Genomic DNA, 11,438 nt, shown 5'->3' with positions numbered 1-11,438 from the left:
CCTGCCGCAGGTGGACAGGCCGCGTGCTGGTCAGAATCGGCGGGTGATCTTGGCTTTGGCGATGTCGGAGCCGGCCTTGGCTGCTTTGACATACCAGAGGCGGGCGAGTTGCTCGTCGCCCCGGCGTCCGTACATCGCTCCGAGGTTGTGCATCGCGTCGGCGTCGCCGGTCCTGGCCGCGCGCTGGAACCAGTGCTCGGCCTCGCCGTCGTCGCCCCGCAGTTCCTGCAAGTGTCCGAGGTTGGACATGGCGCGGGGATCGTCGTGGGCGGCGGCCTGTCGGTACCAGCGTTCGGCCTCGGTCACCTCGTCGCGTTGCGCGAGCAGCCACGCCAGGCTCGTCATGCTTTGGACGTGCCCCGCCCGTGCGGCACGTGCGTAGAGCTCTTCGGCTTCGGCGTACCGTCGCTGGTGTTCGCGGACGGCACCGAGGTTGCCGCAGGCATTGACGCTGCCCGCGTCGATCGCCTTGCCCAGCCACACGTCCCCTTCGACGTCGCCGCCGGGTCGCTGGCTGAGCATCCAGCCGAGACTGTCCATGCCGTCGGGATCGCCGGCGGCGGCCGCGCGCCGCAGCCAGGGTTCCGCCTCCGCCGTCATCGCCGAGGCCGCCAGCCAGGTACCGGCGAGTGCCATCTGGTGGGTGTCACCGGTGACCGCAGCGAAGAGTAGGTCCAAGCCCTCGCCCGTCAGCATCTGTTGCAGTGCGGGCCATGCGGCATCGTTCTCCGCGGCCACCGCCCGGATCAGCCAGGGCGCCGCGCCTTGTCGATCTCCGCGACGCAGGTGAACGGCCGCGAGGTTGTTCATGGCCTCGGCGAACCCGTCATCGGCGGCCCGCCGGAACCAGTGTTCGGCCGGGTCGGTCTCGGCCCGCTCCAGCAGGAGGGCGGCCAGGTTGTTCATCGCCCGGTGGCTGCCTTGCTCGGCGGCGGTCCGGTAGCACTTCTCGGCCTCCACGATCTGGCCGCGCCGCTCCAACCACTCGGCCAGGACCCCCCAACCGCCCGATCCGACCGACGTGGCCGCGTCACGAAGCCGCCGCCCGGCCTTGTCACCGGGAAGCAGCTCACCCAGCCGCGCCGCTGCGGTCGACCGAGCGAGCGGGTCACCGTCGGCGCTGACCGCCCGGTCGTACCACGGCTCGGCATCCTCCACCTGGTGCAGCCGGCAGTAGTCGCCGATGGCCAGCAACACGGCCGGATCACGGCACTCAGCAGCGGCCGCCCGCCACCGGACGCTGTCGTCGGGACTATTGCGTCGCGTGCAGACAACCGACCAGAGGAACATCCCCAGCCCGTCCCCTGCCTCGGCCGCCCGCCGCCACAAGTCCGTGGCCCGCCGGTCGCGGACCGGTCCGCCCGGCAACAGGTAGGCGAGCAGACCGCCGTCACCATGGCCACTCCCACGCACGGCAATGTCGGCCCGCACCATCCCCAGACTCACCATCGCGGTGGCCTGCCCGGCTTCGGCGGCCCGCTCGAGCCAGCCCTCCGCAGCGGGCAGCTCGCCCTCCTGGGCGAGCAGGGTGCCCAGGTGCGTCATCGCGACGAGATCACCGAGGGTGGCGGCGTTGCGCAGCCACTGCTGGGCTTCGGACCGCCGACCCCGTACCAACAGCCACTGCGCCAGTTCCACCATCGCGGCGGAATCATCCAGCGCCGCCTGCTCCCGGAGGCTGGCCTCCAGGTTCATCGTCGGCCTCCTCGGGTCGCTGTCGCGCGGGCACCAACGCCGACAGGTAGGGACGTGCGCTTGGGCATAGCAGCCTCCGCTGGATGCGACACACGATGAAGGTAGCGGATTGTTCAACAATCCTGCAATACTAGATCGATGGTTGCTCGTGTCCTGCGTGACTGGATCGTTGAACGATCCGACCGTTTGTATCCTCCAGTGGTGACATCTGCGATGCGTGACGACTGGGTCGCCCGGCTGACTGACGACCGCACCCGCCTCGACCTGGGCGGCTACGGCGAACGGGTGGCGGACGTCCTTCGTGAACGGATCACCGAGGGCGTCTTCCCGCCCGGCGTACGGCTGAGCGAGAACGCCCTGTGCGAGGCCCTCGGCGTGTCCCGCAACACCTTGCGTGAAGCGTTCCGGCTGCTGTCGCACGAGGGCCTACTCACGCACGAGTTCAACCGGGGCGTCTTCATCCGGGAGCTGACCGCCGCCGGCGTCCGAGACATCTACGCGTTCCGCCGGATCATCGAGGGTGCCGCGATCCTCGCCGCCGCCGACGCGCCACCGGGCGCGCTGGACCGCGTCGGCGAGGCGGTCGAGGCTGCCGAGAACGCCGCCGACGCTAGCGACTGGACGCAGGTGGGTACGGCGAACATGCGGTTCCACCAGGCCATCGCCGACCTGGCCGGCAGCAGCCGCCTCAGCCAGACCGCGCGTCGCCTGCTAGCTGAGCTACGCCTGGTGTTTCTGGTGGTCCCCGCCGCGCAGGCGTTCCACCAACCCTACATCCGGTACAACCGGCAGATTCACCAGCTGCTCGTCACCGGCGAGTTCACCGAGGCCCATCGGGTCCTGACCGCCTACCTCGACGCCGCCGAACGCCAACTCCTGGACGCCTTCCCTCCACAGCGGACCGGCAGCGCTCCCCCGGCCGGCTCCGGCAGCACGGCTCCTAGGGTCGCCCGGAGATGAACATCATCCTGTGGGTGCTGCAGTGGATACTCGGCGCGGTGACACTGTCGTCCTTCCTGAGCATGTTCTATCTCGTCCGCCGAGGCCACGCCCGCCAGCCGATCGGGGCGGCCGCGATGGCGACGTTCGGGTTGTGCTGCGGCATCGGAGTCGTGCTGCCCTGGCTGACCGGCCAGGCGCGGATCGTGACCCCGGTCGCCGCCATGGTCATCGCGCTGGTCACTGTGTTCGACAGTCTCACCAACCCGATGGACGCGTCCGACGTCGCATTCAATACGGCGGTTCTGGTGATGGCGGTGACCGTCGCGGCCGGCCGGTTGCACGACCTGAGCCCAGACACCAGCCCGACGCCCCTCGGATGGGGCTTCCTCCTCGGCGGGACCGCCCTTGTAGTGTTCGCCATCTGGGGCACCCAATACGACGTGTCACCGGCAATACGCCGGACGCAGGCCCTCACCGGACTCGCCGGCGTACTGGCCGGCCTCATTGCGTTCGCCGGCCTCTGAGCGCGACGACCGAGCGTCGATCATCTGCCCGCCAACACCCCAAGATCAGTTGATGTAAAACCGGGTTTGTGCCGGCGTGTCGCCCGGTTTTTCGTCAACTGATCTTCGCAACCGGCGACAGGATCGAGGCCAGATGGGCAGCGGCTACACCGACCAAGAGGGGCGCGACACGGGAAGGACAAGGCCGTCCAGTACGATCCACTGTTACAATCCACTGTACTGACTCAGCATGATGGCTACGGGGCGAGGCATGCACGATGTCCGGTCTGCTATGTCGCACCGACTTGAGGGGCCTCGCGTTTTCCGGACAGTGGTTCGGCCGGGTTCTTTCACGCCGCGATTTGAAGGTTCTCGAACTCTGCGTGGACTTCCCGGGGAGGTCGGTAGCCCACCGCTGAATGCAGACGCTGACGATTGTACCAGAATTCGATGTAGGCAGTAACGTCCCGACGTGCCGCCTCACGCGTGGGATACTTCACACGCGACACGCGTTCGTTCTTCAGTGCACCGAAGAACGATTCCGCCATCGCATTGTCGAAACAAATTCCGGTCCGGCCAGCGGATCGCCGCAACCTCAGATCCCGAAGCGTTCTGCCGTAGTCGTCCGACATGTAGTTGCTGCCCCGGTCCGAATGAAAGATGGCGTTCTTTCTGAGTTCGCGATTCCGGGCGGCGTTACGGATGGCGCGGGAGATCAACGGCGTCTGGTAGTGGTCGTCCATCGCGTACCCGATGACTTCCTTCGTGCAGCAGTCGATGACGGTCGCCAGATACAGCCACCCCTCGCCGGTCGGGATGTACGTGATGTCGCCGACGAGCTTCTCCCCAGGCGCGTCGGCGGTGAACTCCCGGCCGACGAGGTCAGGCACCGTGCCGGACGACGACTGGGTGAGTCCCCACCGCCTCGGGCGGGGCTGGCACGGCACGAGCCCGAGCTCGCGCATCAGCTGGCGGACGAGTTCCGGCCCGGCGGACACGCCCTGGCGCCGCAGTTGCGCGTGGACACGTCGATGCCCGTAGGTGCCGTCAGACGCGGCGAACACCTCCTCGATGGCCGATCGAAGGTGGGCGCGGCGGGTGGCGGTCGCGGAGTCGGGGCGGGTTCGCCATTCGTAGTATCCGGACCTGGACACGCCGAGTTGTTCGCACATGAAGTCGACGGGGTAGGCGTACTTCGCGGTGTCGAGTCGCATCGTCTCGATGAACTCGTACAAGCTCGTTACCGAGGGTCCTTCGCGAAGTACGCCGCGGCTTTTTTCAGGAAGCTGTTCTCCATTTCGAGTTCCCGGTTGCGGCGTTCGAGTTCCTTCAGTCGAGCGCGCTCGTCGATGCCGATCTGTGGGCTGTTCTGGGCGCCGCTGTTTTCCCGCCGGTACTGGCGGACCCAGGAACGCAGCGTCTCCGGGTGAACGTCGATCTCCCGGGCAACCTGCGACACTGGCTTGTTCGACTGTAGAACGAGTTGCACTGCTTCTTCACGGAACTCTGGGGTGTATGAGCTTATGCGTGCCATCGCGCTTCTTCCCTCGACTTTCCTAACAGGGTAACCTTATTGGCTCCCTGTCCGGAATCCTCGGGGCACCTCAGAGGTGTTCCTGGCGCATCTGAGCCTCGATCCACCGACGCGGTTGCCGCTAAATGTTGGTTGAACATTTCTGTATTGGGGTGGTGGGGCGGGCGTGAGGGAGTCGCCGATCACGTGATCGGCTTGCTCCGAGGGTGAGGGTTCGAGGTGGAACGGGGATTGTGGCCTGTGGTCGGGCCGCCTGGTTTCGGCTGGTGGGGTGTGGTCAGCCGGGTGCCGGCTGGACGGCGGTGAACAGGTTGTCGAACGCCGCCTGCCAGGGCCAGTACTCGGGCAGGTGTAGGTGGATGGTGCGGGCCCGGTGGGCGAGGCGGGCCGCGACGGTGATGATCCGGGTCCGGATGGTGGCGGGTCTGGCGGTCGACCAGGTGCCCGCGGCGAGGTGTCCGGCGGCGCGGGTGAGGTTGTGCGTGATCGCGGCGCAGGTCAGCCAGGCGTCGTTGGCGCTGAAGTGTCCGGAGGGCAGGTGGGCGAGGGGCCCGGCGATCAGGTCGGCGTTGACCTGCTCGATGATCGCGTGTTGCCGGTGCTGGGCTTCGGCCTGGACGAGGGTGTACGGGCTGTCGGTGAACACGGCGTGGTACCGGTAGGTCGGCAGGAGTTCGTCCTGGCCGGGGATCTGTTGCGGGTCGTCGCGGCGGACGCGGCGCACGATCAGCCGGGCGGTCGCCTCGTGTCGGGTGCCGGCGAACGCGGTGTACGTGGTTTCGGCGATCTGCGCGTCGGAGATCCACCGGCCGGCGTCTTCGTCCCAGACGGCCTGCGGATAGGTGATGTCGACCCACTGGTCGGCGGCGATGCCGTCGCACGCGGCGCGGATCTTCGGGTCGATGCGGCAGGTGACCGAGAACCGCACGCCACGACGCCGGCAGCCGCTGATCACCGTCTTGGCGTAGAACGCCGAGTCCGCTCGCACCATGATCTCCCCCGAAGCGCCGCATGCCCGGGCGGTCGTGATGGCCTCGGCGATCATGGTGGCGGCGCCCCGGGCCGAGCCGGCGTTACCCGACCGCAGCCTCGTGGCGGCGATCACCGGCGCGGACAGCGGGGTGGACAGCGTCGCGACCAGGGGGTTGTAGCCGCGCAGGTAGACGTTGTAGCCGCCGACCTTGGCGTGGCCGAACCCGATGCCCTGCTTCTGCTTGCCGTACACCCGCCGCAGCATGGAGTCGATGTCCACGAAGCACAGGGTGTCGGCGCCGGTCAGGATCGGTGCCCGGCCGGTCAGACCGATCAGGGTGTCGCGGGCGGCGGCCTGTAACTGCCGTACGTGCCCGTGGGTGAACGTACGCAGGAACGACCCGAGTGTCGACGGCGCGTACACGCCGCCGAACAGCGACCGCATGCCGCCGTGCCGGGCGATGTCGAGGTCGTCGATGCTGTCCGCGCCCGCGAGCATCCCGGCCACGATCGTGGCGACCTTGCCGGCCGGGTTCGCGCCCTTGTCCGTCGGTAGCCTGACCCGGTCTGCGACCGCGTCGTGCAGACCGGCCTGCTCGGCAAGGCGCATCACCGGAACGAGACCGGCACACGACACCAGATTCGGATCGTCGAACGTCGCGCGCACCACCGGCGCGTCCTGGCGTATTCTCACCTGCGAGGTGCCCTCTCGAACCGAGTGATAGAAGCGTCAGAACTCCTATCCTTCCAGTTCAGAGGGCACTTTCTGTAGCCGGGGTCCTGCCGGTCAAACCTTCATCGGTGGATCGAGGCTGAGCGTGGTGGGTCGTTCGCCGAACACGGTCGCGGCGTACGCGCACGATTTGCGGGATTTCGTGGAGTGGCTGGGCCAGGCCGGGCTGGACTTCCGGAGGCTGAGTTTGGAGGAGTTGACCGGGTTTTTCGGCTGGCTGGCGCGGCCGGTGCCGGCGCGGACGCCGGGGGTGTTCATGTTGCCGGGTACGCCGTCGGCGGTGGAGCCGGCGACGCTGCTGCGTAAGCGGGCGGCGCTGGCGAGTTTCTACCGGTTCCACGCCCGTCGGGATGGCTCGGTGCCGGCGTTGCTCGGCGAGTTGGTGGGGCCACGGGCGACCGGTCCGTTCGTGCCGATGCTGGCGCATACCCGCCGGGGTCGGCTGGGCGCGGAGGCGTACAGCCCGGTGCGGATTCCGTTTGTCCGCAAGTCGCCGGTGGAGTTGCCGGAGGGTCAGGTAGCGCGGCTGGTTGCTGCCTGTCCGCGTCGCCGTGATCGGTTTCTGCTGGTCTTGTTGGATCAGACCGGGTTGCGGCTGGGTGAGGCGCTGGGGCTGCGGCACGCGGATCTGCGGTTGCGCGCTGGGGAGGTCGCGGTGGTGCCGCGCGAGGACAACGTCAATGGGGCGCGGGTGAAGGGGTTGAAGGCGCGGGTGGTGCCCGCGCCGCTGGTGGTGTTCGACGCGTACGCCGATTATATGGAGGCGGAGTACGGGACGTTGGACTGCGACTTCGTGTTCGTGAATCTGTTCCGCCCGCCGTTGGGTGTGCCGATGACCGCTGACAGCGTGGCCAAGCTGGTGGCCCGGCTGCGGGCGCGGACCGGGATTGCCGGGTTCTCGCCGCATGTGCTGCGGCATGGGTACGCGACGAGGCTGCTGCGGGCTGGGGTGCCGGTCGAGGTGGTCGCCGGGTTGCTCGGGCATGCCAGCGCTACCACCACGTCGCAGACCTACAGCCACCTGACGGTAGAGGATCATCGTCGGGCCTTGATCGCCGCCGGGGTGCTGGTGTGACGGGCCGCGAGCCGGCCGGCGCTGGTGCGTTGGAGCGGGTTGGGCTGCTGGAGCGGCTGATGCGGGCGGTGCGGCCGGAGTTCCGCGCTGATGTGTTCCGCCCAGGCCGCGACGACGCGGTGTTCGTGCGTGGGGAGTGCCGGTTGGTCAACTGCCTCAACATGGTGGGACATCCGGTGCGAGGGCTGTGCGACAGTCACTACCAGAGGTGGCTGCACGATCCGCACCGGGGCGGGTGGGAGGACTGGCTGGCAGCCGAGGACGAACGGCTGCTGCGTCGCGGTGTCGCGCCGGTCTGCGGGGTGTCGGGCTGCAACCGGTCGACGACGCAGAATGGTCTGTGTCAGCGGCATCACCGCCAGTGGGCGAGGCGGGGTCGCCCCGAGCAGACGGCGTGGCTCGCTCAGGTTGACTACACGCCGACCGAGTTCGGGGAGGCCGACTGCCAGTTCCCCGGCTGTCCTCGGTGGGCGGAGAGCGCGGCGATGCCGTACTGCCATCACCACTACGCGCGGTGGAAGGTGGCGGGGCGGCCGGATATGGCCGGCTGGTACGCGGGGTTGGCCCGCGAGGCTGTCGAGCGGCAGGTCCCGCACGTGAAGCTGGGTCGGCTGGGTCGACATGCGCGTCTGGAGGTGCAGTACGGGCTGCAGTGCCGTCACGACGAGGCGGTCAAGCGCACCCCGATGTTGCAGGTGACCACTGCGGTCAAGCACATCGTCGACGCCGGGGTGACCAGTCTGCTGGATCTGGACGAGCCGGGTTGGCGGAAGGTTTTCGGCGCGGGCCGGCGCATCCCGTGTGGGCAGCGGGATTACGCGTCAGTGTCGCTACGGTTCGTGCTGGACACCCGGATGCGGCTGATCCAGTTGCTCATCGCCGACGACCCGTGGGCCGACCAGTATCCCCGTGACACGTGGGACCTTCGGCTGTTGGGTATCCCTGCGGGCCAACCGCGTCTCATGCACTTCGGAGGGATTCCGCAGCTGTGGCTACGGGGCGTGGCCAAGCGGTGGTGTCGGTGGCGGCTGGCCCGTGGCGTCAAGGCGTCCACGGTCGCCCGCAACGCGATCGGCGTGGCGTGTTTCGGCCGGCACCTCGCCGCCCATGCCGGCTCGCAGGCGCGGCCGGCCGACCTGACCCGGGAACGTATCGAGTCGTGGCTGCCCACGGTGGCGGTGCGAGATCACGTCGGGGCGCTGTCGGTGTTCCTGCGTGACGTGCACCGCCACGACTGGCTGCCCGACCTTCCGGCGGGCGCGTTCGTGTTCACCGATGACGCCCCGCCTCCCAGACCGGCCAAGCCCCGCTTCATCAGCGAGCACCTGATGCGGCAGTTGGAAGCTGAGTCCAATCTCGCGCTGTTCGACGGCGACGACGCCCGCCTGGTCACCCGCATCCTCATCAATTGCGGGCTGCGGCTCAAAGACGCCCGCCGGCTGCCGTTCGACTGCGTGGTGCGGGACAACACCGGAGCCGGCTACCTGGCATGGGTCAACCACAAGATCCGTGAGAGGGTCGCGTTCTTTCCGATCAGTGACACCCTCGCCGGGCAGATCGCCGACCAGCAGCGGCGGGTGTTGGACCGCTATCCGGCCGGCTGCGGGTGGCTGTTCCCGGCCCGTAAGGTCAACCTCAATGGCAGCCGGCCGATGCCGGACATCTCCTACCGCGACTACCTCAACACCTGGCTACGGCGCATCCGGCTCGTCGATGAGCACGACCGGCCCACCTCGGTGACTCCGCACCAGTTCCGACACACCGTCGCCACCAGGCTCATCAACGCTGACGTGCCGCTGCACATCGTGCAGCAACTACTCGACCACATGTCCCGGGAGATGACCGCTGTCTACGCCCGGCTGCATAACAAGACCCTGCGCCGGCACTGGGAGAACGCCGTCAAGGTCAACGCCGACGGGCAGACCACCGTGATCCCCGCCGACCATCCCCTCGCCGACGCCGCGTGGATGCGGCTGTCCATGGTCCGGGCGAAGGTGACCCTGCCCAACGGCTACTGCGGTGCCCCGGTGCAGACCGACTGCGAGTACGCCAACCCGTGTCTGGACTGCCGGTTCTTCATCACCACTACCGACTTCCTCGACCAGCACCGCCGCCAACGCGACGAAACCACCAAGCTTATCGACGACGCGCAGCGTTCCGGCCTGGCCCGCATCGCTGAACGCAACCGGCGCACCCTGGGCAAGCTCGACGCCATCATCGACGCGCTGGAAACCTCGCAGCCGGGGCAGATCGTGGCCGGCGGCGTCGTGGAAGACCTCGGGGAGGTCCTGGATGCCGCCGGCTGACCACGCCACCGCCCTCACCCGGGCCGCGCGCCTGCGGGCCGAACAGGCCCGTGCCCGCGCCGAGAAGGCTCTGGCCGCCGCCGGCCGCACCGGCCGCACCGCCACCGTCGCCGGCCTTGCCCACGCCGCGGGAGTGTCCCGGTCCTGGCTCTACACCCAACCCGACCTCATCGACGCCATCCGGCAACTCCAGCAACGCCATCCCGCCCCCGAGCGCACCGGCCCACAACCGGCCAGCATCGCGTCTCTGCGGCACCGGCTCGACACCGCGCTGGCACGCATCAAGCAACTCCGCGCCGACAACGCCGACCTGACCCGACAACTGGAAATCGCGCACGGCGAGATCCGGCGTCTGCGCCACACACCCGCGCCGGCGAGGGAGCCGTGATGTTCATCTACCGACTGACCGAACCCATCGACGTCTTCGATGGGCTCACTCCACTGCCGGACTGGCTCAACGGCGCCTCCCCACACGCAACCCAGTGGGCGCTGCAAGCCGTTCTCGCCCTCGCCGATGCCGCACCCAACATCGGCTGGCACGGCGACATGCGCCACCTGCCCTCCGTCGGCGTCATCCCGGACCCGCCCGCCGTCACCGCCTACCTGGTCGTCAAACAGGACGACAACGGCACCACCTTCATCGTCACCGCCAGCGACACCACATGGCTGGACAGCCACGCCGCCGCATCCGCGCATGTCGACCCCCGTGCTATCGGCACCTGGACCCACCCGACCTTCGACGACATCAACATCCCGAACGCCCCGCAGACGAGGCAGGATCCATGAGCATCGCCAGTCGAGTCGAAGACGCCGAACACCTGTGGGCAGCAGGCCGGCGCGAGGGCGCGCTGACGATCGCTCTCATCGCGTTCGCCGCGACGGCCCGACGGCTACACCCGAGGCCAGCATCCGACCGGGCCGCGTTCGAGAAGCTGTATCAGGACAGCATGACCGTCCACCTTGAGATCGAGTTCCGCGGCGAGTCCTGGCCCGTGCAGACGATCCTCTACAAATGGCTGCGCTGCGAACTGGTTCACGAAGGCGGCCTCCCCGTCGACGTGGAGTTCATCGACGACGGCGACGGCCTTATGCCGATGATCCGTGCGGGCGGCCCACCCGATTACAAGCTGCTACTCGGCAACGGCTGGTACGACTTCCTGATCGAGACCGTGGTCGCACACCCCACCAACGCCGGCCACTTCCCCTGGCGCGACGACTGGCTCCAGACGGCACGGGCCGCTCGAACTCCTCACCCACCGTCTTGAACCCAGCGATCACCCCCATTCCGGGCGCGCGATCAAACCCCCACCGCCGCGAGCCCAACCTGCCGACGCCCACCTGGCCCGTCGTGGACATGTCCACGACAGGAAAGCCCTGGTAAACCCAGCACACCAGGTCACAAGCTCCAGATAATCGCCAGCTCGTGCATGTGCGCGAACGAGATCGTCCCCGCGACGACGGCCAGCCCCGCGACACACACCACGGTCACGGCCGTCAGGATCCGATCCGTACGGCTCCTCACCACGACCACCCACTCTCAGCCTCGGCCTCGGTCGTGAGCAGCCGCAGCGCGGACAACAACGGCGACGCGTTCCGCACCGTCATCGCGATGTCGCTGTCACCGTGCTGGACGTGGAGATAGGTCTCGCACGGCCACGGGGCGACAGCCTGCGTCAGA

Annotated in this window: 11 protein-coding genes; 7 read left to right on the top strand and 4 right to left on the bottom strand. The window is 68.3% G+C overall.

Annotated features, from left to right (window positions below; all coding sequences use genetic code 11):
* Nucleotides 1-30: 30 nt before the first annotated feature.
* Nucleotides 31-1,695: a tetratricopeptide repeat protein gene (locus EDC02_RS04420; RefSeq protein ID WP_123600849.1), complete on the bottom strand. Its 1,665-nt coding sequence runs from the start codon at nucleotides 1,693-1,695 to the stop codon at nucleotides 31-33.
* 201 nt (nucleotides 1,696-1,896) lie between these two features.
* Between EDC02_RS04420 and EDC02_RS04415 the strand changes: the two genes are divergently transcribed.
* The gene (locus tag EDC02_RS04415) at nucleotides 1,897-2,655 is read left to right on the top strand and encodes a GntR family transcriptional regulator (protein WP_199757498.1); all 759 of its coding nucleotides are present in this window, start codon (nucleotides 1,897-1,899) and stop codon (nucleotides 2,653-2,655) included.
* Entirely contained in the window at nucleotides 2,652-3,161 is a 510-nt protein-coding gene (locus EDC02_RS04410; RefSeq protein ID WP_123600847.1) for a hypothetical protein, read from the top strand. Before EDC02_RS04415 ends, EDC02_RS04410 begins: the two co-directional genes overlap by 4 nt.
* A gap of 329 nt (nucleotides 3,162-3,490) precedes the next feature.
* On the opposite strand, the gene EDC02_RS04405 is transcribed toward EDC02_RS04410, so the two are convergent.
* From EDC02_RS04405 to EDC02_RS04400, 3 genes are all read right to left on the bottom strand, one after another.
* On the bottom strand, nucleotides 3,491-4,375 hold the full coding sequence (locus EDC02_RS04405; protein WP_199757918.1) for an IS3 family transposase: 885 nt from the start codon (nucleotides 4,373-4,375) through the stop codon (nucleotides 3,491-3,493).
* A 5-nt stretch (nucleotides 4,376-4,380) separates the two neighbouring features.
* Nucleotides 4,381-4,674: a transposase gene (locus tag EDC02_RS42655; protein ID WP_370461403.1), complete on the bottom strand. Its 294-nt coding sequence runs from the start codon at nucleotides 4,672-4,674 to the stop codon at nucleotides 4,381-4,383.
* A 277-nt stretch (nucleotides 4,675-4,951) separates the two neighbouring features.
* Nucleotides 4,952-6,340 carry an IS1380 family transposase gene (locus EDC02_RS04400; protein WP_199757495.1) on the bottom strand — a complete coding sequence of 463 codons (1,389 nt, stop codon included), beginning with the start codon at nucleotides 6,338-6,340 and terminating at the stop codon, nucleotides 4,952-4,954.
* Between the two features lie 127 nt (nucleotides 6,341-6,467).
* Between EDC02_RS04400 and EDC02_RS04395 the strand changes: the two genes are divergently transcribed.
* From EDC02_RS04395 to EDC02_RS04375, 5 genes are read left to right on the top strand one after another with little or no spacing between them, the layout of a single operon-like run.
* A complete protein-coding gene (locus EDC02_RS04395) occupies nucleotides 6,468-7,454 on the top strand; it encodes a tyrosine-type recombinase/integrase (protein ID WP_199757497.1) in 987 nt (328 codons plus the stop codon).
* Nucleotides 7,451-9,760 (top strand): tyrosine-type recombinase/integrase, encoded by a 2,310-nt coding sequence (locus EDC02_RS04390; protein WP_199757496.1) that lies wholly within the window; start codon nucleotides 7,451-7,453, stop codon nucleotides 9,758-9,760. Before EDC02_RS04395 ends, EDC02_RS04390 begins: the two co-directional genes overlap by 4 nt.
* Nucleotides 9,747-10,148, top strand: a complete 402-nt coding sequence (locus tag EDC02_RS04385; RefSeq protein WP_123600845.1) for a DUF6262 family protein — start codon at nucleotides 9,747-9,749, stop codon at nucleotides 10,146-10,148. Before EDC02_RS04390 ends, EDC02_RS04385 begins: the two co-directional genes overlap by 14 nt.
* Entirely contained in the window at nucleotides 10,148-10,546 is a 399-nt protein-coding gene (locus tag EDC02_RS04380; protein WP_123600844.1) for a hypothetical protein, read from the top strand. Before EDC02_RS04385 ends, EDC02_RS04380 begins: the two co-directional genes overlap by 1 nt.
* On the top strand, nucleotides 10,543-11,025 hold the full coding sequence (locus EDC02_RS04375) for a hypothetical protein (RefSeq protein WP_123600843.1): 483 nt from the start codon (nucleotides 10,543-10,545) through the stop codon (nucleotides 11,023-11,025). The genes EDC02_RS04380 and EDC02_RS04375 overlap by 4 nt, the downstream gene beginning before the upstream one ends.
* The last annotated feature ends 413 nt before the right edge of the window (nucleotides 11,026-11,438 follow it).

It is taken from the genome of Micromonospora sp. Llam0, assembly GCF_003751085.1.
In the GTDB taxonomy this organism is placed as follows: Bacteria; Actinomycetota; Actinomycetes; order Mycobacteriales; family Micromonosporaceae; genus Micromonospora_E.
Note: the sequence above shows the minus strand (reverse complement) of the source record. Positions and strands in the feature narration are given on the sequence as shown.

What these genes read in the sequence shown, in the direction of transcription:
- EDC02_RS04420 (WP_123600849.1), bottom strand. Translation starts at nt 1,695, where the DNA reads ATGAACCTGGAGGCCAGCCTCCGGGAGCAGGCGGCGCTGGATGATTCC.
- EDC02_RS04410 (WP_123600847.1), top strand. Translation starts at nt 2,652, where the DNA reads ATGAACATCATCCTGTGGGTGCTGCAGTGGATACTCGGCGCGGTGACA.
- EDC02_RS42655 (WP_370461403.1), bottom strand. Translation starts at nt 4,674, where the DNA reads ATGGCACGCATAAGCTCATACACCCCAGAGTTCCGTGAAGAAGCAGTG.
- EDC02_RS04385 (WP_123600845.1), top strand. Translation starts at nt 9,747, where the DNA reads ATGCCGCCGGCTGACCACGCCACCGCCCTCACCCGGGCCGCGCGCCTG.
- EDC02_RS04380 (WP_123600844.1), top strand. Translation starts at nt 10,148, where the DNA reads ATGTTCATCTACCGACTGACCGAACCCATCGACGTCTTCGATGGGCTC.
- EDC02_RS04375 (WP_123600843.1), top strand. Translation starts at nt 10,543, where the DNA reads ATGAGCATCGCCAGTCGAGTCGAAGACGCCGAACACCTGTGGGCAGCA.